We start from the raw sequence: 21706 nt of genomic DNA on the forward strand, positions 1-21706 counted from the left end.
GCACGCGCTCACTCGAACACGATGTTGGGCGCCTTCGATGCGCCCTGGCGGGCTTGAAGCTCCTCCCAGACCCGTGCCGCGATCTCACGGTAGATCTTCGCGTGCGGCCCGTCCGGCGCGGAGACGACGACCGGCGCACCGGAATCCGAGGTCTCGCGGATCGCCATTTCCAGCGGCACCTCGCCGAGGAACGGAACGCCGATCCGGTCCGCCTCCTCATGCGCTCCGCCGTGGCCGAAAATGTCGTGCCGCTCGCCGCAGTTGGAGCAGATGAAGTAGCTCATGTTCTCGATCAGGCCGAGAACGGGCACTTCCACGCGGTTGAACATGTTCAGGCCCTTGCGGGCATCGATCAGCGCGAGGTCCTGCGGTGTCGACACGATCACGGCGCCGGCCAGTGGCACCGACTGCGCCATGGTCAGCTGCGCGTCGCCCGTGCCGGGCGGCATGTCCACCACCAGAACGTCGAGTTCGCCCCATTCCACCTCGTTGAGCATCTGCTTCAGCGCCGACATGACCATCGGTCCGCGCCAGATCACGGGCGTGTCTTCCTCTACCATAAAGCCCATCGACATGACCTTGAGGCCGTAGCGCTCCATCGGTTTGAGCTTCTTGGCCGAGGCCATTTCCGGGTTGCCCGACAGCCCGAGCAGGCGCGGCATGGAGGGTCCGTAGATGTCCGCGTCCAGGATGCCGACCGCCAGGCCGAGCTCCTTCAGGCCGAGCGCGAGGTTGACCGTGGTGGTCGACTTGCCGACGCCCCCCTTGCCCGAGGCCACCGCGATGATGGTCTTGATGCCCGGCACGCCGGCCGGCTTCGGTGCCGGGGCGGCCTTGGCCGGCTGGCGCGGCGCCTGCGGCTCCGGCGGCATTTTCGGCGGCTGCGACGGGGCGGCGCCAGGCTTCCGTTCAGCCGTCAGTACCGCCATGGCGGATGTAATGCCGTCGACCTGCAGCGCCGCCGTCTCGGCTGCTGCACGCAACGGCTCCAGTTGTTCCGCCTTCTCGGCCGGAACGGAAATCGAGAAGAACGCCTTGCCGTCGATGATGACGACCTGCGACGTCATGCCGAGATCAACGATGTTGCCGGTCCCGTCAGGTCCGGCGACCCGCTTGAGCTGCTCGACGACTTGCGCTTTGAGATCGGACACGGAACTTCCCCATCGCTCGTTTCAGTGCCATGGACATAGGTCAATCCCGCCGCCTTGCCAATGGGACGAAAGCAACCCTCCAAGACAATTTATGGAAGATATTTCTAATAGATAACCGCCGGACCTCAAGCAGCCTGGTGCGCCTGCAGGCCGGCTTTCAGCGCCGCGGCCCCTTCCGCGATCTCCGCCTCGCCCGGATTGTAGCCGGCGGCGAGGATGCGCCGCGCCAGCATGTGGTCGCCCGGCTTGTTGACGCTGTCGACGGCAAGCAGCCGCTCCCCGGCGAAGTGGTAGACCGAAAAGGCGCCATTATCCGGCTCGCCGGAAACGATGCGCCGATCCGCGCCGATCGAGATCCCGGCCATCTGCAGCTTGCGCTCGCCCTGGTCGGACCAGAACCACGCCACCGCGTCGTAAGCCTCTGCGGCGCCCAGCATGGTCTTGGCCACGTGGCGGGCCTGGTCGGTGGCGTTCTGGACCGATTCCAGGCGCAGCCTCTGCCCGCTGGCCACATGCGGGAAGGACACGCAATCGCCGATGGCGAAAATGTCCGGGTCGGCCGTCGCCAGGCGCCCGTCCACGACGATGCCATTTTCGGTTTCCAGACCGGCCGCGACCGCCAGCCCGGTTTCAGGCATCGCGCCGATGCCGACGATGACCATGTCCGCCGGAACGGTTCTGCCATCGGCGACCCGCACGCCGGTCACGTCGCTCCCGGACCACTCGACGGCTTCCAGGCCCGTTCCGGTCAGCACACTTATGCCAAGGCTCTCGTGGTAGGCCTTCATGTGGGCCGACACTTCCGGCGACACCGCGCGGCCGAGCAGCCGGTCCGCCATTTCCACCACGGTCACCGCTGCGCCGGCTTGCGCGAAAGTCGCCGCGGCTTCCAGCCCGATGAAGCCGCCGCCGATCACGGCGACGTTCTTCGCCTTCGCCTTGGCCTCACGCAGCGCCCGTGCATCATTGGCATTGCGCAGGTAGAACACTCCGCGCGCGTCATGGCCGGGACAGGTCAGCCGCCGCGGACCGGCACCGGTGGCCAGCAACAGCTTGGAATAGGAGAGCACGCTGCCATCTTCCAGCGTCACCGTGCGCGCGCTCCGGTCGATGGACATGGCCGTGAGCCCGAGCTTCAGGTCGATCCCGCCGTCGTTGTAGAAGCCCTCGCCTTTCAGCAGTTGCAGGCCCGCATCCGGCGCCTTCAGAAAGGCCTTTGACAGCGGCGGCTTGTGATAGGGCAGATCGGCGTCTTCCGAGATCATGACGATATCGCCTTCCCACCCCTCCTGCTTGAGGCTGGCCGCCGCCTGCACGCCGCCATGACCTGCGCCGACGATGATGATCCGATCCGTCACGCTGCCCTCTCCTTCACGATGAAAAGCCGATGAAATCGTTCCATGGTTTTGAAGCGCCGGCGCGACGATGGCAAGCCCTTCCTGGCGGCCTAGCCGCGCCCGGTCTCCGCCAGGATGGCGGCACGGTCGCCGTCGCGCACCGGCGAAGGCCGCATGTCGGTGGCCGGCCGGCCGTCGAACCGCGGCGCCGCGGCAGCCTGCAGCACGCCGCCAGGCGCCTGCCACACGCCGCGGGCAGCCATGTGCGGGTCGTCCATCGCCTCGTTTGGCGCATGCACCGGCGCCGCGCAGGCGTCCGAACCGGCGAAGACCTCCGTCCATTGCGCCTTCGTCCGGCTGGCAAACAGGGTCTCCAGCCTTTGCGTCAGTTTGGGCCAGAGCCTTTTGTCGAACTGGTGGCGAAACTCGGGGTCCTCGGCAAGATCGAGCTTTTCCAGCAGGATGGCGTAGAATTTCGGCTCCAGGCTCTGCACCGAGAAATAGCCGCCGTCGCTCGTTCGATAGGTCCGGCTCCAATGCGGACCGTCGAGCAGGCTGCGCCCGCGCTCCATCGCAAGGCCGCCGGCCTGCTTCAGCGACATCAGCAGGTTCATCATGTGCGCCGATCCGTCGACGATCGCCGCATCGACGACGGTACCCTGCCCGCTGGCCCTCGCCTGCAGAATGCCGGACAGCAGCCCGATGGCGAGGTAGAGCGCGCCGCCCCCGATGTCGCCGACGACGGTTGGCGGCGTGAACGGGCACGCGCCGGCCGGCGAAGCGTACCAGGCCGCCCCCGACAGCGAGGCATAGTTGAGGTCATGGCCGGCCTGCATGGCCCGGGGTCCCGCCTGCCCCCAGCCGGTCATGCGGCCATAGACGAGCGCCGGGCGCACGGCATGACATTCCGCCGGCCCGACGCCGAGACGTTCCATGACGCCTGGCCGGAAACCCTCGATCAGCCCGTCGGCGGTCTTCACCAGGTCGAAAAAGATCGCCCGGTCATCGTCCTTCTTGAGATCCAGGGCGATGGATCTCTTGCCCCGGTCGAGCAGGCTCTGTTTGGGTGCTCCCGGCGCAGTCGATCCGTCAGGACGGTGCACGACGATCACGTCGGCGCCGAGATCGGCCATCAGCATGCCGCAGAACGGCCCGGGCCCGAGCCCCTCCACTTCGATGATTCGCACGCCTGCCAGCATTCCCGTCCTCCCGCGTTCAGGTCGATGAAGGAAAGACTGCCCGACCTTGCCCGTCAACATGGCGCGGACTAGTTTCGCTGCCCTGAGGAGAAGGAGGGACCATTTTCATGTATGAAGGCTTCCGGCACGGCCGCCATCAAACCGGCATGGCCAACATCGCCTATGTGACCGGTGGCGAAGGTCCGCCCCTCCTGCTTTTGCACGGTTTCCCGCAAACCAAGGCGATGTGGGCGAAAATCGCGCCGCGGCTTGCCGAACGCTTCACTGTCGTCGCGGCCGACCTGCGTGGCTATGGCGACTCCTCCAAGCCGGGCAATGGCCCGGACAGCGGCAACTACTGCTTTCGCGCCATGGCCGACGACATGGTCTCCCTGATGCGCTCGCTCGGCCATGAAACGTTTCATCTCGTCGGACACGATCGCGGCGGGCGCACCGCCCATCGCCTGACGCTCGACCACCCCGACGCGGTGCGGACCCTGACCGTCATGGACATCATTCCCACCCGAACCGTCTTCGCCGAGGGTGGGCCGAAGACCGCCCATGCCTACTACCACTGGTTTTTTCTCTCCCAGCCGCATCCCTTTCCCGAAACGCTGATCGGTCACGATCCCGATCTCTTCTTCGAGAACTGCCTGTCGGGGTGGGGGCCGGACGGCATCGCCGCCTTCGATACCGGCCAGTTGGCCGAGTACCGCCGCTGCTGGCGCGATCCGGAGGCGATCCGCGCCATGTGCGCCGACTACCGCGCCGCCTGGCTGGTTGACTGGCCGATGGACGAGGCGGAACGCGACCGGCGCGTCACCTGCCCGGTTCAGGTGCTCTACGGTTCCGAAGGACTGATGGCCCGCCAGTTCGACGTTCCGGCCGAATGGCGGCGCTGCTGCGACCATGTGACAGGTCATGGCATGCCGGGCGGCCACTTCTTCCCTGATACCGCGCCCGACCAGACCGCAAGCGCGATCCTCGACTTCCTGGCGGCGTGACTGTCAGGAAAGCCCCTGCATCAGCAGGCGGATGGCGATCAGGGTGAGAACCGCCAGGATGATCCTGTCGAACGCCTCGCGGGAGATATGCCGCGCCAGCCAGGCGCCCAGCGGCATGCCGGCGAAGATCGGCAGGATCGCCGCCGCGCTCAGCAGGAAGCGCTGCCCGGTCATGATGCCATAGGCAAACAGCATCGGGATCTGCACCACGCCCATCATCACGAAGAACACGGTGACGGTCGCAACGAAGGTGCGCCGCTCCAGCTTCATGGTATTGAGGAAGCTGAGCGATACCGGGGCCGAAAGCCCCGAGGCACCGAACAGCACACCGGCCAGCGTGCCGATGAATGGCGACAGCTTCTCGGCCAGCGGATAGACGAGGACCCAGCCCGGACGCGCCAGCCGGAAGCCGACATAGATGAAGACCGCAAGCGCCACCGTGATGGTCAGCGCGTGACCCGGAAGGTTGGCCAGCAGCACCGTGCCGATGAAGGTGCCGAGCGCCCCGCCGCCAGCAAAGGAAATCATGAACCGCGGCGGCAATTGCTGCCGGCGGTAGGTCCAGGCCTGCCAGACATTTGCCAGCAGGTTCGGCACCGCGAAAATGGCGACCGCCAGCGGTACGTTGAAATAGATCGCCATGATCGGCACGGCGAGAATGGGCGCGCCGGCGCCCGTCGCTCCCTTGAGCAGCCCGCCAAGGGCCAGTCCGATGATGGCAAGAATGACGCCGGTCATGCCCTGCCTATCGTCCACGCGGACAAGGAATGCAAGATGGCTTTCCGGTGAATCCGGTTTTCAGGCGGCCGCTCCAACCGCCTGAAACCTTGTGGTCTTTACCCGGCTGCCGCGAGAAGCGACGCGTTGCCGCCAGCCGCCGTGGTGTCGACGCAGAGCGCACGTTCATGCACGTAGGCCGATGGGGCCAGGCGCTCGTCGATCAGCCGCACGATCGGCCCGGCGCGCGCCGCCAGGTCGCGGCGAACCCGGCGCAGGTCGTCGTCGCCGGCATGCAGCGCCACGGCGTCCACCGGCGCCTTTCCAAGAAGGGCATCGGTCGCGGTACCCTCGGCAATCGCCAGCGGCAGCCCCTGCCCGGTGAGCGGCTTCAGTGCCTCTTCGGCGCCAGGCGCAATGGCGGCAACGGCGTTGCCGAAGGCCAGGGCCTGCACCACCTGGTCCAGCAGCACCTCGGGCGCCGGTCCGAGACACAGGACAAGTCCGCGCGCGGCGAGCGTCAGGCTGTTGCCCTCGCCTGTCGGTCCCGGCAGGTCGACAGGCCCCTGATCGACGCCTGCGGCCGCGGCCACTGCAGAACCGGCCCGTCCGCGCAACACCTTGCGCAGATGGTTGATCCGGTCATGGCGGCCGGCCCATTGCAGTGCGGCCTCCGCGTCGGGCACAGGCAGGTCTGATACGGCCGCGCCGCCCAGCGAACCGGTCTCGCCATCGGCGAGCACCTTGCGGAAACGACGCAGATACAGCGGCCCGCCTGCCTTCGGTCCGGTGCCCGACAGCCCTTCGCCGCCAAACGGTTGCGAGCCGACGATGGCGCCGATCTGGTTGCGATTGACGTAAACATTGCCGGCGTGAATCCGGTCGACCACATGCTGCACCCTGTCATCGATGCGCGTGTGCAGGCCGAAGGTCAGGCCATAGCCGCGGCCGTTCACCGCCGCGATCACCTTGTCGAGGTCTTCTGCCCTGAAGGTCGCCAGGTGCAGGACCGGGCCGAAAATTTCCCGCTCCATCTCCTCGATCCCGCGAACCCGGAGGATGTGCGGCCCCACGAACAGGCCGTCCGCCGGCGCGTCGAGGCGCGCGACGAGGCGTCCCTCGCCGGCCTTCTCCTCGCAATAGGCTGTTATCGAGGCGCGCGCCTCCTCGTCGATGACCGGCCCCACGTCCGTGGCGATATCCGATGGATCGCCGACGGAGAGCGCTTCCATGGCGCCCGTCAGCATGGTGGTCACCTTGTCGGCCACGTCCTCCTGGACATAGAGCACCCGCAACGCGGAACAGCGCTGGCCGGCGCTCTGGAAGGCCGATGCCACGGCATCGCGCACCGCCTGCTCCGGCAGTGCCGTTGAATCGACGATCATGGCATTCAGGCCGCCCGTCTCGGCGATCAGCATCGCGTCGGCCGCGCCGGTCTTGGCCAGTTGGCGCTCGATGATTCGCGCCACCTCGGTCGACCCGGTGAAGCAGACCCCGTTGAGACCGGCAAGCGAGGTCAGCGCCGCACCGACCGTCTCGCCGTTCCCCGGCAACAGGTGCAGCACGCGGTCCGGCACGCCGGCCTGGTGGAGAAGCGCCACTGCCCTTGCCGCGATCAGGGGCGTCTGCTCGGCCGGCTTGGCCAGCACGGCATTGCCGGTCACCAGGCCAGCGGCCACCTGGCCGGTGAAGATCGCCAGCGGGAAGTTCCACGGCGAGATGCAGGCGATGACGCCCCGCGCTTTCGTGGCACTCTCCGTCTTCACCGCTTCCGCGGCGTAATAGTGCAGGAAGTCGATGGCCTCGCGCACCTCGGCGATCGCATCGGCCAGCGTCTTGCCGGCCTCCCGGGCGCACAGCGCGTAGAATTCTTCCGCGTGCTTCTCGTAGAGCGCCGCGGCATTCGACAGGACGACGGCGCGCTGGCGCGCGCCTAGCCCGTCCCACTCCCCCTGAGCGGCGCGGGCCTGGTCGAAGGCGGCCGCGACGTCCACCGAGGTCGCATCGCGGCAATGGCCCACCACGTCGGAAGGTACAGCGGGATTCACCACCGCGTGGGTCTCCCCGGACTGCGGACGGCCCGGAACAGTGGGATGCGCCTGCCACTGGTACGGCGCCATGAAAGGTGCGCGTGCCGCTTCCAGCTTGGACAGGTCAAGCGGATCGGTGAAGTCGCGCCCGCGCGAATTGGCCCGGTCGGGCTTGAACACGTCGGCGGGCCGGCGGATGGCAGGGTTGGGCTGCGCGCCGTCGGCCAGCACCGCGGCGATCGGGTCGCGCGCGATTTCCTCCGGCGGCACATCCTCGTCGACGATCTGGTGCACGAAGGACGAATTGGCGCCGTTTTCCAGCAGCCGGCGCACGAGGTAGGCGAGCAGGTCGGAATGCTGGCCGACCGGCGCATAGATCCGGCAGCGGGTGCCCTCGCCCTTGCGGATGGCCTCGTGCAGCGTTTCTCCCATGCCATGCAGGCGCTGGAACTCGAAGCAGTCCCGGTCGGGTGCCATGGCAAGGATCGCAGCGGCCGTATGCGCATTGTGCGTGGCGAATTGCGGGTAGATGCGGTCCGTCATGGCCAGCAGCTTGCGCGCGCAGGCGAGGTAGGAAACGTCCGTATGTGTCTTTCGGGTGAACACCGGGTAGCCGGCCAGGCCCATCACCTGCGCCCGCTTGATCTCGCTGTCCCAGTAGGCGCCCTTGACGAGACGGACCATGATCCTGCGGTCATGCTTTTCTGCCAGCCCGTGCAGCCAGTCGAGCACGAAGGGCGCACGCGGCCCGTAGGCCTGCACCACCACGCCGAACCCGTCCCAGCCCTCCAGTGAAGGATCGGCCAGAACGCGCTCGATCACGTCCAGCGAGATATCCAGCCGGTCGACCTCCTCGGCATCGATGTTGAGGCCCATGCGCGCATCCCGGGCCGCCTGCGCCAGCGTCAGCAGGCGAGCGGCCATGTCGGGCAGCATGGTCTCGCTCTTGATGGCCTCGTAGCGCGGGTGCAACGCCGACAGCTTCACCGAAATGCCGGGGTTCTGGCGGATATCAGGCTTGTTGGACGAGCGCGCCAGGTCGGCGATCGCCCGGGCATAGGCCTGGAAATAGCGCTCGGCATCTTCGGCGGTGCGCGCGGCCTCGCCCAGCATGTCATAGGAATAGAGGTAGCCCTTGGCGGACAGGTCGCGTCCGCGCTTCACCGCTTCCGAGATCGTGCGGCCGAGTACGAACTGGTCGCCCATCTCGCGCATGGCCGCCCCCACCGCGCGGCGGATCACGGGTTCGCCAAGGCGGCGGACCAGCGACAGCAGCGTGCCCTCGATTCCGCGCTCCTCCTCGTCGTCCAGCACCCGGCCGGTCAGCATCAGCGCCCACGTCGAGGCATTGACCATGACCGAGGAGGAATGGCCCTGGTGCGCGGACCAGTCGTGCGGCGTGATCTTGTCGCGGATGAGGTCATCGACGGTCTCGGCGTCCGGCACCCGCAGCAGCGCCTCTGCCAGGCACATCAGCGCCACGCCCTCGCCCGTCGACAGCCCGTATTCGCCGAGGAAGCTTTCCATCATCGTCGGGGCAGAGGACCCGCGAACCGTCTTCACGAGGCCGGCCGCGCTGGCGGAAATCGCGGCACGTTCGCCGTCCGGCAGGTCGGCCGTTTCGATCAGCCGCATCACGGCGGCGGTTTCGTCGGTCAGCATGTGCGCCCGCATGGCGGCGCGAATGGTGTCGAGATCAGGCGTGGTCATGGCAGGGCTCCACAATCGGTTTCTCGCAGCTTATCATGAGGGCACAGACCTTTCGGCTTGCCAAGATGCGCATGATAGTCGATACGACCAAAATAATAACAACTCTCAATTCAATTGAACTGGGTTAGCCATGACCGTGGACCAACTGGACCGTATCGACCGGACCATCCTGAAAATCCTGGCCCGCGACGGCCGCATTTCCATGGCGGCGCTCGCCGAGCACGCAGGCCTTTCAAAGACGCCGGTGCAGGCCCGCGTGAAGCGGCTGGAAAACGACGGCTACATCCGCGGCTACGTCGCGCTTGTCGATGCCGAACGCATGGGCCAGGGCCATATCGCTTTCGTCCAGGTCTCCCTCACCGACACGCGCAGCCATGCGCTGGACGCGTTCAACCGCGCGGTCCAGAACGTCGCGGAAATCGAGCAATGCCACATGATCGCCGGCAGCTTCGACTATCTCCTCAAGGTCCGCACCACCGATATCGCGGCCTATCGCCTCGTCCTGGGCGAAAGGATTTCCGCCCTGCCGCATGTGGCCAAGACCTCGACGTTCGTGGCCATGGAAGCGGTGAAGGAGCGATGATAGCCTGCGGCCGATGAACTCGGGCAAGGCGAATCCATGACACCAGCAAACCTCGCGGCCGCTGCTGCCGGCGGAATTGCCGTCTACGGGCTGGTCAACGGTGCCCTCGGCGTTCTTCGACTGACGCCGCCGGTGGTGAAGCTCCTGCCAGGAACCGGAGGCGGTCCAGCCGGCCGGACAGAAACCGTTCTCTTCGCACTGATCAACGGCCTGATCGGCCCCAGGACATCCTTCCGGCAGTTTCTCAAGTCCGCGGCGGTGGGCACGGTCCTGTCGACGGCCATCGCGGCCATTGCCTTCATCGCCAGCCTGCCCTTCTTCCTGACCGCGCTGGGCGCCAGCGGAGGCCTCTGGGCGTTCCTGAGCCGTTTCGTGCTCAGCCAGGCCATCATCGCCTTCGTGGTGACCTACCTGTCCTATACCGCGCTCGGCCTCGCTGCAGCACGCATTGCCATGGCGGGTCCGGCAAGGCTTTTCGCCTTCGTCCTGATCGACATGGCGGTCAAGGCATTGCTGTTTGCCGCCATTTCAGCCGGCATTTACGCCGCCTACGCCCGCCTGGCCGGCAGTTTCGGCGGCTCCTGGCGGACCGCCATCGCCGTCGTGCCCGACACCATGCTGAGCGCCGCGCATTTCGACAACTTCACCGGCGTCGTGCTCTATGGCGTCCTGGCCAGCGGCTTCCCGCTGTTCCTCGCACTGGGCATGCGCGCCGGCGAGCCGGGCGAACCCATGGCCGCCACGTTCAGGCGCATCGCGGCCACGTTCGCCATGCTGGCCGCGACGCTGTCCCTCTTGGCTGCCGGCTGACCGCCTAGAGGCCCAGGCCGCCGATGCAGACGTACTTGGTGTCGAGGTAATCCTCGATGCCCTGATGCCCGCCTTCCTTGCCGAGCCCGCTTTCCTTCAGCCCGCCAAACGGTGCTTCGACCGTGGTGATGATGCCTTCGTTGACACCGACGAGCCCGTATTTCAGCCCTTCCATCACGCGGAAGGCGCGGCCCATGTCACGCGTGTAGAAATAACAGGCCAGGCCGAAATCCGTGTCGTTGGCCATGGCGACGGCCTCATCCTCGGACGTGAAGCGGTAGACGGGAGCGACGGGGCCGAAGATTTCCTCCTTCATGAACTTCATCTCGGTGGTCGCATTGGCGATCACCGTCGGGCAGAAGAACGTGCCGCCGAGCGCGTGGCGCTTGCCGCCGGTCGTCACCTTGCCGCCCTTCGCCTCGGCATCGGCGATGAATTCCTCGACCTTCTCGACCGCGCCCATGTCGATCAGCGGCCCCTGGTTGACGCCCTCGTCCTGGCCCGGACCGACCTTGAGCTTCTCGGTCGCCGCCGTCAGCTTTTCCACGAACTGGTCGTAGATGCCGTCCTGAACGAAGAACCGGTTGGTGCACACGCAGGTCTGGCCGGAATTGCGGTACTTGGCGGCAATGGCGCCTTCCACCGCGCGATCGACGTCGGCATCGTCGAAGATCAGGAACGGGGCATTGCCGCCCAGTTCCATCGACACCTTCTTGACGGTCGAGGCAGCCTGCTTGAGCAGGATCTTGCCGACGTCTGTCGAACCGGTAAACGTGATCTTCTTGATCAGCGGGTTCTCGCAGATTTCCTGGCCGATCTCGCTCGCAGAACCGGTAACGACGTTCACGACGCCCTTCGGAAAACCGACCTGCTTCGCCAGGACACCCCAGGCGATCCCCGAATAGGGCGTCTGCGAGGCGGGCTTCACCACCGCCGTGCAACCCGCGGCGAGTGCCGGGCCGATCTTGCGCGCCAGCATGGACGACGGGAAATTCCAAGGCGTAATGGCACCGATGACGCCCGTCGCCTCCTTGGTTACCAGGATGCGCCGGTCGGCCCATGGCGACGGCACCACGTCACCGTAGACGCGGCGTCCTTCTTCCGCGTACCAGAGCACGTAGGCGGCCGACATGCCTACCTCGCCCTTGGCCTCGGCAAACGGCTTGCCCTGCTCCATCGTCAGCAGTTCGGCCAGTTCGTCCTGGTTGTCCATGATCGCGTCATGCAGCTTGCGCAGCAGTTGCGAGCGATGTAGCGCGGAGGTCTTCTTCCACGACTTGAAGGCTTCTTCCGCCGCCTCGATGGCCCGGCGCGTCTCCGCCTGACCGGCTTTCGGAACACCGCCGATGCGCTGCCCGGTCGCCGGATTGGTCACGTCGATCATCGCGCCGCTGTCGGCCTGAACCCATGCGCCGCCGATGAAATTGGCTTCCCGCAGGAACGAGTTGGATTTCTGAAGCATGATCTGGTCTCCCTGGTACTGAAGGCGGCCTGGAGGCCGTATGAGAACGAATTCGTATGGCGGCCAACGCATCCGCCGGCCCGATCGATCCTTTTGTGCCCGACCTTGCGGCGAAACCGGGCGCCTATCAAGCAAGCACGCATACCGCCGGCCACTAGCCGAAGATCCCCAGCACCACGGCGTGCCAGAAAGTCGCCGAAACCAGCGCGACCGCCGTTCCGATCGTCATGGCGCTCGCCGCCAGCGCCTGGCCGGTGCCGAATCGCGTGGCGATCAGGTAGGAATTGACGCCGGCGGGCAGCGCCGCCGCCATCACCGCCACTTCCGCGACCGGGCCCGGAAGGCCGGCCGCGAGCGCGAGCCCCAGCGCGACGGACGGCATCAGGAAAAGCTTCAGCCCGGCCAGCACGGCCGCAGCCCTCAGGTTGCCGGCCAGGCCGTAATCGTTGAGCGACATGCCCATGGCGAAAAGCGCGACCGGGCCGGCCACGCCGGCCAGCGCATCGACCATGCGCGGCAGGGGCGCCGGCAGGTCAAGCCCGGTAAGCCGCCATGCAAGCCCGGCGACGATGCCGAGAATCAGCGGGTTGGAGAACAGCCGGCGCAGGAAGTCGCGGACCACCTTTGCAAAATCCACGCCCGCCCCGTCCCGGTCCGCCCATTCGAACAGGATGATCGAGGCCGACATCATGATCGGCAGGTGGACGGCGATGATCAGCGACAGCGTCTCGAACCCGGTCTGACCCAGCAGGCTGAGGGTCAGCGGGATGCCGAGCAGCACGAGATTGGAAAAGGCGGACGAAACGCCGGCGACCACGCCGGCCCGCCTGTCGCGTCCGAACAGGCCGCGAATGGCGCCGTGCCCGGCCGTCCACGTCAGCGCAATGGCCCCGAAATAGACCGCCCAGAGCAGCCACGGCGCCGATCCGCAGAAATCGGCGCGCGCCATGGTCCTGAACAGCAGCACGGGGGCCGCAATCGTCACCGCGAAATCCGCCAGGCCATCGCCCGTTCCCTTTTTCAGGATGGCGAAACGCGCCGTGAGGTAGCCCAGGCCCACGAGGCCGAAGACAAAGATGATGGTCGCAGCGGAGTCGGTCATGCCCCGCGAGTATCCCTCGACGGGGGCGCTGGCAAGCACCGATGCCCGGCGTGTAACGGTCTCCGGGCCGCGTTTTCAGCCTTTGCCCTTTTCCCGGCGCAAAAAACCGTTTAATGCCACGCCTCGAAGAAATGAGAATCCATCAAGAGGACTTTTTCCGTGTCATCCACTTTCGACAAGGTTGCCGACATCATCGCCGAAACGAGCGAGATCGAGCGCGACACGATCACGCCGGAAAGCCACACGATCGATGATCTGGGCATCGACAGCCTCGACTTCCTCGACATCGTCTTTGCCATCGACAAGGAATTCGGCATCAAGATTCCGCTCGAAACCTGGACCCAGGAAGTCAACGACGGCAAGGTCTCGACCGACGAGTATTTCGTCATGAAGAACCTCTGCGCCAAGATCGATTCCCTGGTGGCCGCCAAGTCGGCCTGACGATGAGCCCGCGCGACGCCGTCATCACCGGAATCGGCATCGTCTCCTGCCTCGGCGAGGGCGTTGACGCCCATCGCGCTGCCCTCTCGGCAGGCCCGCAGGCGGCAGTGCTCGAGACCGAAGCCTTCGCGCCCTACACGGTGCATCCGCTGCCCGAGATCGACTGGAGCCAGCAGATCCCGAAGCGGGGCGACCAGCGCCAGATGGAAACCTGGCAGCGCATCGGTACCTATGCCGCAGGGCTGGCGCTGGACGATGCCGGCATGAAGGGTGATGAGCAGCTCTGCGCGACCATGGACATGATTGTCGCCGCCGGCGGCGGTGAACGCGACGAGGCGGCCGATTCGCTGATCATCGAGGCGGCCGCGGAACGGAACGATCGCGACGTCCTTCTCAACGAGAAGCTGACGACCGAACTTCGGCCGACCCTGTTCCTGGCGCAATTGTCCAACCTGCTTGCCGGCAACATCTCGATTGTTCACAAGGTGACCGGTTCGTCGCGCACCTTTATGGGCGAGGAAGGCTCCGGCGTATCGGCCGTGGACACGGCGGTGGCGCGCATTCGCGCCGGCCAGTCCACCCATGCGCTGGTCGGCGGGTCTTACAATTGCGAACATCCCGACATGCTGCTCGCCTACGAACTGGGCGGTTATCTCCATCACGGCTCCTGGGCGCCGGTCTGGAACCGGGGCGGCACCGACGGCGGCGGGATCATCCCCGGATCTGGCGGCGCATTCCTGGTGCTTGAATCCCGCGAGCATGCGGAACAGCGCGGCGCCCGCATCTATGCCGTTCTGGGCGACGTGAAGGCCGACCGCACACGCCGCGACCGAGACGACCTCGCTTCCGCCATCGCAGCCATGGCCCGTGACGCCGCGCCAGGTGCGCGTCTGGCCATATCCTCGGCATCCGGGGTACCGGACGTGACGGCCGCGGAAGCATCGGCCCTTTCCGGCGTGGCGCTTCGCGCCTTTTCCAGCCTGACCGGCCACTTCAAGGAAGCCCAGTTTCCCTTCGCCATCGCCCTGGCGGCCCTGGCAATCGAAGCGGGTATCGCGGTCCTGCCGTTCAGTGATGACGAAGCCGCTGTCGACGGCCCGGTCGAGGAAATTCTCGCGACAGCCATTGGCTTCATATCGGGCGAAGGCATGGTTTCGGTCCGGAAAGCCTGAGGGGAACGTGCAATGACGAAATTCACGGATCATCTCGGTCGTCCGGTCGTTGCCGTGATCGGCATCGGCATCATCACGTCGCTCGGCGTCGGTCGTGACGAGAACTGGCGGGCGCTGGCATCGGGCCGCTCCGGCATCAAGGCCATCACGCGGTTTCCGACCAACGATCTCAAGACCCGCATTTCGGGCATGGTAGATTTCCTCGCCTCGTCCAGTGACGGCCCTGGCCCGCTGACCCACGAGATGGCCGAGACCACGGCCCGGGAAGCCATCGCCCAGGCCGGACTGGCCGAAGACGATTTCGGCGGACCGCTGTTCCTGGCCGCGCCGCCCGTCGAAACCGAGTGGCGCCATCGCTTCGAACTGGCCGCAGCCGGCGGCACTGGGGGAACCCCGTACCAGCGCATGCTGGCCGCCGCCCGCGCCGGCAAGCGCCCCGACCTGTTTTCGCGCGCCATGTTCGGCACGGTCGCCGAAAGACTGGCCGACCGTTTCGGCACCCGCGGCCTGCCCGTCACGCTCTCCACCGCCTGCGCATCCGGTGCCACCGCGATCCAGTGCGGCGTCGAGGCAATCCGCCGTGGCGAGGCCGACCGGGCGCTGGCTATCGGCTCCGACGGATCGGCCACCGCCGAAGCCCTGATCCGTTTCTCGCTCCTCTCCGCCCTGTCGATCCAGAACGACGAGCCGGAAAAGGCTTCCAAACCGTTCTCCAGGGATCGCGACGGTTTCGTTCTGGCCGAAGGTTCGGCGACGCTGGTGCTGGAATCGCTGGAAAGCGCGTTGGCGCGCGGCGCGAGGGTGCTGGGTATTGTCAGCGGCTGCGGCGAGAAGGCCGATGATTTCCATCGCACCCGCTCCAAGCCCGACGCTTCGCCGGCCATTGGCGCGGTCCGCGCGGCCCTCGCCGACGCGGGCATGGGCGAGCGGCCGGTGGATTACATCAACGCGCACGGCACGTCGACGCCCGAAAACGACAAGATGGAATTCCTGGCCCTGTCCACGGTGTTTGCCGATCGCATGGAGTCGATCCCGGTCTCGTCGAACAAGTCGATGATCGGCCACACGCTGTCGGCCGCCGGCGCCATCGAGGCCGCCTTCTCCATCCTGACCATGCAGCAAGGCTTCCTCCCGCCGACGATCAACTACGACAATCCGGACCCGGCCATACCAGTCGATTGCGTTCCGAATGCCGGGCGCAAGGGCGATGTGGCATCCGTCCTGTCCAACTCCTTTGGCTTCGGCGGTCAGAACACCTGCCTTGTCATGGCGCGCGAACCGGTCTAGACGCCCCTCTCATCGCTGTTTGGACACGGCTGCCCTTTGCAGGAGGCCGCGGGCCACGCCATGGCCGGGCAGCAAACGGAACTCGCAGCCGCGCCGGCTGCGCCATGCAGGAACGTCACCCATGCGCGCATTGCAACTCGTCGAAGACCGCAAGCTGGAGATCGTCGACCTGCCCGCGCCGCCGCCGCCCGGTCCCGGTGAAGCCACGATCCGCGTCAAGGTCGTCGCGCTCAACCACATCGACGTCTGGGGATGGCGCGGCATGGCCTTTGCGAAGCGCAAGATGCCGCTTGTGATCGGCGCCGAGGCCTCCGGTGAAGTCGAGGCCATCGGCCCCGGTGTCGCCAACGTCCTGCCAGGCCAGTTGGTCTCCGTCTACGGCGCCCGGACCTGCGGCCATTGCCACCATTGCCGTGAGGGCCGCGACAACCTTTGCGAACACGTCGGCGGCGTGCATGGCTTCCATCTCGACGGCTTTGCCCAGGAACGGATGAACATTCCCGCCCGCCTGCTCGTTCCCGCCCCGCCCGGGGTCAGCGATGTCGGCGCAGCACTCGCTCCCGTCACCTTCGGCACGGTCGAGCACATGCTGTTCGACAATGCGAAACTGCGGCCGGGCGAGACGATCCTCGTCCATGCCGGCGGGTCAGGCATCGGTACGGCCGCCATCCAGCTGGCCCGGCGCATGGGCTGCACGGTCATCACCACCGTCGGTTCCGACGCCAAGATCGAGCCGGCCCGGGCACTGGGAGCCGACCACGTGATCAACTACCGTGAGGACCGGTTCGAGGGCGTCGTGCGCAAGCTGACCAGGAAAAAGGGTGTGGATGTGGTTTTCGAGCATGTCGGCGCCGACACCTGGGCCGGGTCCATGCTGTGCATGAAACGCGGTGGCCGGCTGGTCACCTGCGGCTCCACGTCAGGCGTCTCCACGCAGATGAACCTGATGCAGCTCTTCCAGCAGCAACTGAAGATATTCGGGTCCTTCGGCTGCCGCATGGAGAACATGGCCGATGCCATGGAGAAGATGGCCCGCGGCCTCGTTGCCCCCGTCATCGACACCGAATGCGGCTTCGAGGACATCGACCGGGCGCTCAAGCGCATGGAAACGCGCGACGTCTTCGGCAAGATCATCCTGCGCGTGGCGTGACCGGAGCCGGACGCGCGCCATGAAGATGTTCGTCTACCGCGTCCTGCGCCGCCTGAAGTTCGTCGAATACTGGATCGTCGCCCGGCTGACGCTTGGCCTGCTCTGGATCATCAAGCTCTTGCCGGCCGAAGGCTCGCTTGCCGCGCTGGAATGGCTCGCCCGCCGGTTCGGCCCCCTGTCCGGACGCCACAGGGTGGCACTCGACAATCTGCGCCACGCCTTCCCGGAAAAGACCGAAGCAGACCTCCAGGCGATTGCCCTCGACATGTGGGGCAACATGGGCCGTCTGATGGGCGAATACGTCTTCCTCGACGATATCTTTGACTACGATCCCGCACACCCGGAGAGCGGCCGCGTCACCGTCGACGGCGCCGAGGTCTTCGAGAAACTGCTGCGGGACAAGGACAGACCGGCGATTTTCTTCACCGCGCACATGGGCAATTTCGAGCTTCTCCCGGTGGCGGCCATGACCTATGGCCTCGAAGTCACCGCGCTGTTTCGTCCGCCCAACAACCCCTACCTTGCCGAGCGGCTCCTGGCCGCCCGCCATACGGCCATGGGAGCCCTCGTTCCCTCGCGGGCCGGCGCTTCCTTCGCCCTTGCCCGTGTCCTGGAAAACGGTGGCAAGGCGGGCATGCTGGTCGACCAGTTCTTCATCCGTGGCAGGATCGTCGAATTCTTCGGCCGCGAAGCATCGACCAGTCCCCTTCTGGGCAAGCTGGCGCGCCAGTTCGATTGTCCGATCCATCCCGCCCGTTGTGTCCGTCTCCCGGGCGGGCGCTTTCACCTCACCCTGTTTGACGCCATCGATCCGGTACGCGACGCATCCGGCCGGGTTGACGTCCATGGCGTGACGCAACAGGTGACCTCCATCGTGGAAGACTGGATCAGGCAGGATCCCGGCCAGTGGATGTGGTTTCACAAGCGCTGGAAGAATTCCCCCCGGGCACGGCGCTAGGGCAAATTCCTTGCTGTCAGGTCCGCAGGCAACAGCCCGGCAACCCGCTACAATAGCAATCCGCGCCGCGTTCCCGTGAGCAACCCCTGGCCGCATTAACAGGATGTAAACTGCTTTTGGTTGTATTTATCCATATATACAACCTGGAGTTTTTCCAAATGTCCGGATCAACCGAAGTCGGCGCGCCGCGGCCCGTTCCCGTTATCATTGCCTCCCACCCTCTCGCCGGCTTCTGGCCACGGTCGACACCGGAACGGCCATGGTGCTTCCGCCGTTCCGGCAAGGCCCAGTCACCGGTCGAGAGGCTCCTGGAACAATTCCTCGAAGATCCGAGGTTCTCCCCGCCGGTCCTCGTCGTGGGCGAACTCTCGGTCCGCGCCGCTACAGAACAGACGGCAAGCTGGCGTGAACGCGGCGTCCACGTGCTCGCCGTCCCTGCCGACACGCGCAACGGCACAGCGGCCGTGCTGGCAGCCCTCGAGATCGCGGCGCGCAAGCGGCGCGCCCTCGTCGCCTACCTTCCGGCGAGCCTTGAGATGGACGATGGCCTTTCGCCCGTCGATGCCTTGGCGCGGGGAACGGCCATGCTGCCCCGGAACAGGATGGCCATGATCTACACCCGCCATGCGCGACCGGGCGATCGCGGAATCGGCTACGTGACAGGCAGCTTCCTTGGCGGGAGCCTTCACGAAGCCCGATCCGTCCTGCCTCCCAGCGCGGCCGAATCGCGCGAACTGGCCATGGCCGCCAACGACCTGCACATCCCCACCGGACCGGTGGTCTGCCGCCTCGACACCCTGATCGAAATGGTCCAGCACGTCGCGCCCATGCTGTTCAAGTCGGCCATCAGCGCGCTTCAGCATGCCGACCGGACCGGCATGATCATCCGGCCGCACCCCGGGTTTCTTTCCCTCGTCGCCGGTTTCGGCGTCGGCGACATCATGGCGTCGCAGCGTTCCGGCGTCGTGCTGAACACGCTTGGAGAGCATATGCGGACACTTCGCGGCTGGGCAGACATCGATCCCGCTGAGGAAAGCGGCGCCGCCCCCATTCGGATCGGCGTCGCCGGCCTGCCGCAACACCGGATCATCCAAGGGTCGGCGGGGATATTCATTTGCGCGAAGGGCCAGGAATCCGAAGCCAGCCGCTTCTACCCGTCGCCCGGATCGAGCGACTTTGCCCGTTCGCCAGGCTCGCACCTGCGAAACTGGGGGACCGAACAACTCGTGGAAGAGGAATATGGCATCCGCATTCTCAGGCTCGAGGTCTCGCCGGGAATGGTGCTGCCGCCGGAATGCCATTTCAGGCGGCGCGAAACCTGGTCGATCAGTTCCGGCAACGCGATCGCCACTGTCGACAACCGGGTCGAGAGCATGGTGGCCGGCGACCATCTGACCATCCCACAGGGCGCCATTCACACCCTGCGCAATGTCGGGTCGGAACCGCTCGTGCTCTACGAGTGCCGGATCGGCGCATACCTCGAGGACGATGACCGCATTCGCACAACGTCCCTCTCCCGGATGGCAGAGGTATGAGACGTCATCGCCCGTCGCGGGACTATACCGCCTCCATGCAGAGGAGGCGGCAGTTCTTTCCGGGTCAGTTGGTGATCACGATCCGCACGTTGCGCGGGCCCACTTCCTTGGCCATGGAAAACAGCTTGGCTGCATTCCCGGGCGCGAGGCGTACGCAACCATGCGACGCCGGACGCCCCAACCGCTTGACGGCACCGGTTCCATGAATGGCATAGCCGCCGCGGAAGAAGATCGAGTGCGGCATCGGCGAGTTATGATATTTGCGCGAATACCACATCTTGTGCATGCGCGTGGGACGGTAGGTTCCTCGCGGCGTATAATAACCGGAGCGCGCGGTCGAAACCTTCCACCGGCCAACAACCGTGCCGTACTTCTTGACCGTCATCGTCTGCGAAGAGATGTCGATATGTGCAACAAGGCTCGCAGCGAGAGACGTTGCCACACCCCCCATGATCAACATGGCGGTGGCGACCAGGACTGCACCGAATTTACGCATGGACATACACCCTCTTACCTATCATCTTCTTTTCTCACCCTATCTAACGATACGCAAAATTGCTGTGATGATCATTACACAATTGGGTGACGTATCGCATTTGCGCTACAATTTTGCCGTCATGGTTACCATTGAAGGTTGATGAACGACGGGGCTTGAAAAAAATCCGGCGCCGCCGTCAAATCCCGCCATGACAGAACCGTTCAAGAAAAGAATCGCCGATCTGGTTGCCGAGCGGCGCGATGTGCTGGTCGATCTGACGCGCGACCTCATCCGCTTTCCCACGGTCAACCCGCCTGGCGAGGCCTATCGGCCCTGCGCCGAGTTTGTCGGGCGTGAAATGGAACGCCGCGGCTTTGCCGTCGAATATATCCGGGCCGAAGGGGAACCCGGGGATACCGACGCCTATCCGCGGGTGAACGTTGTCGCCAGGCGCGAGGGCGGCCGGCCGGGGCCGACCGTCCATTTCAACTCGCACATCGACGTCGTCGAAGCCGGCCACGGCTGGTCGGTCGATCCGTTCGAGGGCGTGGTCAAGGATGGCCGGGTCTATGGCCGGGGCGCCTGCGACATGAAGGGCGGACTGGCCGCGTCGATCGTCGCGGTCGATGCCTTCCTGGCCCTCTACCCCGAATTTCCCGGCGCCATCGAGATCTCGGGCACCGTCGACGAGGAGTCCGGCGGCTTCGGCGGCGTGGCCTATCTGGCCCGCAAGGGCTACTTCTCCCGCCCGAGGGTCGATCACGTCATCATTCCCGAACCGCTCAACAAGGATCGCATCTGCCTTGGCCATCGCGGCGTCTGGTGGGCGGAGATCGAGACCAAGGGCGAGATCGCCCACGGTTCCATGCCGTTCCTCGGCGATTGCGCGGTCCGGCACATGGGCGCCGTGCTGTCGGCCTTTGAGGAGGATCTCTTTCCCGCCCTCGACCGCAAGCAGACGCGCATGCCCGTCGTGCCGGAAGGCGCCCGACGGTCGACCCTGAACATCAATTCCATCCATGGCGGCCAGACCGACGACTACAGCGGCCTCCCCTCGCCAAATGTCCCCGACAGTTGCCGCCTGACCATCGATCGCCGGTTCCTGCTGGAAGAGGACATCGCCGAGGTCAAGCGCGAGGTTGTCGCCATCCTGGAAAGGCTGAAGCGGGAACGCCCGAAATTCGACTTCTCGATCCGCGACATCATGGAGGTCCTGCCGCTGATGACGGAAAAGGACGCCCCGGTGGTGCAGGCGGTGACGGAAGCCGTGCGCGAGGTGTTCGGCCGCGATCCCGACTACGTCATTTCACCTGGCACCTACGACCAGAAGCACATGGCCCGCATCGGCCATCTCCACGATGCCATCGCCTATGGTCCGGGCATTCTCGACCTGGCCCACAAGCCCGACGAGTGGGTCGGCATCGACGACATGGTCGAATCGGCGACCGTCATGGCGCTTGGCCTGGCTCGACTGCTGTTCGCCGGCCAGTCCGAGCGGCCGGGATGAATGACCCGTGCGGATTGAAATCCTGCTGACAATCACGCCCATTGCTGATTAACTTCGCGCCAGGGCCGCCTGACGGCCGCGGAAAAACAGGGGA

Annotated in this window: 18 protein-coding genes; 10 read left to right on the forward strand and 8 right to left on the reverse strand. The window is 65.8% G+C overall.

Annotated features, from left to right (window positions below; translation table 11 throughout):
* Window positions 1-8 precede the first annotated feature (8 nt).
* The 3 genes from CSC94_RS07095 to CSC94_RS07105 form a co-directional block, all read right to left on the reverse strand.
* On the reverse strand, window positions 9-1151 hold the full coding sequence (locus CSC94_RS07095) for an Mrp/NBP35 family ATP-binding protein (protein ID WP_099305370.1): 1143 nt from the start codon (window positions 1149-1151) through the stop codon (window positions 9-11).
* Window positions 1152-1276: 125 nt separating this feature from the next.
* Window positions 1277-2509, reverse strand: coding sequence for an NAD(P)/FAD-dependent oxidoreductase (locus CSC94_RS07100; protein ID WP_099305372.1), 1233 nt, complete (start codon window positions 2507-2509; stop codon window positions 1277-1279).
* An 89-nt stretch (window positions 2510-2598) separates the two neighbouring features.
* Window positions 2599-3687 carry a CaiB/BaiF CoA transferase family protein gene (locus tag CSC94_RS07105; RefSeq protein WP_099305374.1) on the reverse strand — a complete coding sequence of 363 codons (1089 nt, stop codon included), beginning with the start codon at window positions 3685-3687 and terminating at the stop codon, window positions 2599-2601.
* A gap of 107 nt (window positions 3688-3794) precedes the next feature.
* Here CSC94_RS07105 and CSC94_RS07110 point away from each other — a divergent pair, with 107 nt between their 5' ends.
* The gene (locus CSC94_RS07110; RefSeq protein WP_099305376.1) at window positions 3795-4670 is read left to right on the forward strand and encodes an alpha/beta fold hydrolase; all 876 of its coding nucleotides are present in this window, start codon (window positions 3795-3797) and stop codon (window positions 4668-4670) included.
* A 3-nt stretch (window positions 4671-4673) separates the two neighbouring features.
* Here the strand turns inward: CSC94_RS07110 and CSC94_RS07115 are convergent, their stop codons facing one another.
* Entirely contained in the window at window positions 4674-5408 is a 735-nt protein-coding gene (locus tag CSC94_RS07115; RefSeq protein ID WP_099305378.1) for a sulfite exporter TauE/SafE family protein, read from the reverse strand.
* Between the two features lie 98 nt (window positions 5409-5506).
* A complete protein-coding gene (gene putA / locus CSC94_RS07120; RefSeq protein ID WP_099305380.1) occupies window positions 5507-9127 on the reverse strand; it encodes a bifunctional proline dehydrogenase/L-glutamate gamma-semialdehyde dehydrogenase PutA in 3621 nt (1206 codons plus the stop codon).
* 130 nt (window positions 9128-9257) lie between these two features.
* Here putA and CSC94_RS07125 point away from each other — a divergent pair, with 130 nt between their 5' ends.
* Window positions 9258-9710 carry an Lrp/AsnC ligand binding domain-containing protein gene (locus CSC94_RS07125; protein WP_099305382.1) on the forward strand — a complete coding sequence of 151 codons (453 nt, stop codon included), beginning with the start codon at window positions 9258-9260 and terminating at the stop codon, window positions 9708-9710.
* 36 nt (window positions 9711-9746) lie between these two features.
* Entirely contained in the window at window positions 9747-10520 is a 774-nt protein-coding gene (locus tag CSC94_RS07130) for a hypothetical protein (RefSeq protein WP_099305384.1), read from the forward strand.
* A gap of 4 nt (window positions 10521-10524) precedes the next feature.
* Here CSC94_RS07130 and CSC94_RS07135 read toward each other — a convergent pair whose 3' ends face one another.
* Entirely contained in the window at window positions 10525-11982 is a 1458-nt protein-coding gene (locus CSC94_RS07135) for an NAD-dependent succinate-semialdehyde dehydrogenase (RefSeq protein WP_099305386.1), read from the reverse strand.
* 154 nt (window positions 11983-12136) lie between these two features.
* Window positions 12137-13084, reverse strand: coding sequence for an AEC family transporter (locus CSC94_RS07140; protein WP_099305388.1), 948 nt, complete (start codon window positions 13082-13084; stop codon window positions 12137-12139).
* Between the two features lie 159 nt (window positions 13085-13243).
* Between CSC94_RS07140 and CSC94_RS07145 the strand changes: the two genes are divergently transcribed.
* The 6 genes from CSC94_RS07145 to CSC94_RS07170 all read left to right on the forward strand — a co-directional run bounded on the left by CSC94_RS07145 (window position 13244) and on the right by CSC94_RS07170 (window position 19627).
* Window positions 13244-13525, forward strand: coding sequence for an acyl carrier protein (locus CSC94_RS07145; RefSeq protein WP_099305390.1), 282 nt, complete (start codon window positions 13244-13246; stop codon window positions 13523-13525).
* Window positions 13526-13527: 2 nt separating this feature from the next.
* Window positions 13528-14697 (forward strand): beta-ketoacyl-ACP synthase, encoded by a 1170-nt coding sequence (locus tag CSC94_RS07150; protein ID WP_099305392.1) that lies wholly within the window; start codon window positions 13528-13530, stop codon window positions 14695-14697.
* A 12-nt stretch (window positions 14698-14709) separates the two neighbouring features.
* Complete coding sequence (locus CSC94_RS07155) at window positions 14710-15984, forward strand: beta-ketoacyl-ACP synthase (RefSeq protein WP_099305393.1); 1275 nt, start codon at window positions 14710-14712, stop codon at window positions 15982-15984.
* A gap of 121 nt (window positions 15985-16105) precedes the next feature.
* Window positions 16106-17134, forward strand: coding sequence for a zinc-binding dehydrogenase (locus CSC94_RS07160; RefSeq protein WP_099305394.1), 1029 nt, complete (start codon window positions 16106-16108; stop codon window positions 17132-17134).
* A 19-nt stretch (window positions 17135-17153) separates the two neighbouring features.
* Window positions 17154-18092 carry a lipid A biosynthesis lauroyl acyltransferase gene (locus CSC94_RS07165; RefSeq protein WP_099305396.1) on the forward strand — a complete coding sequence of 313 codons (939 nt, stop codon included), beginning with the start codon at window positions 17154-17156 and terminating at the stop codon, window positions 18090-18092.
* A gap of 158 nt (window positions 18093-18250) precedes the next feature.
* Window positions 18251-19627 (forward strand): cupin domain-containing protein, encoded by a 1377-nt coding sequence (locus tag CSC94_RS07170; RefSeq protein WP_099305398.1) that lies wholly within the window; start codon window positions 18251-18253, stop codon window positions 19625-19627.
* A gap of 64 nt (window positions 19628-19691) precedes the next feature.
* On the opposite strand, the gene CSC94_RS07175 is transcribed toward CSC94_RS07170, so the two are convergent.
* On the reverse strand, window positions 19692-20123 hold the full coding sequence (locus CSC94_RS07175; protein WP_099305968.1) for a L,D-transpeptidase: 432 nt from the start codon (window positions 20121-20123) through the stop codon (window positions 19692-19694).
* A gap of 190 nt (window positions 20124-20313) precedes the next feature.
* Between CSC94_RS07175 and CSC94_RS07180 the strand changes: the two genes are divergently transcribed.
* On the forward strand, window positions 20314-21612 hold the full coding sequence (locus tag CSC94_RS07180) for an acetylornithine deacetylase/succinyl-diaminopimelate desuccinylase family protein (protein WP_099305400.1): 1299 nt from the start codon (window positions 20314-20316) through the stop codon (window positions 21610-21612).
* Window positions 21613-21706 lie beyond the last annotated feature (94 nt).

The sequence above is a fragment of the Zhengella mangrovi genome, assembly GCF_002727065.1.
Lineage (GTDB): Bacteria > Pseudomonadota > Alphaproteobacteria > Rhizobiales > Rhizobiaceae > Zhengella > Zhengella mangrovi.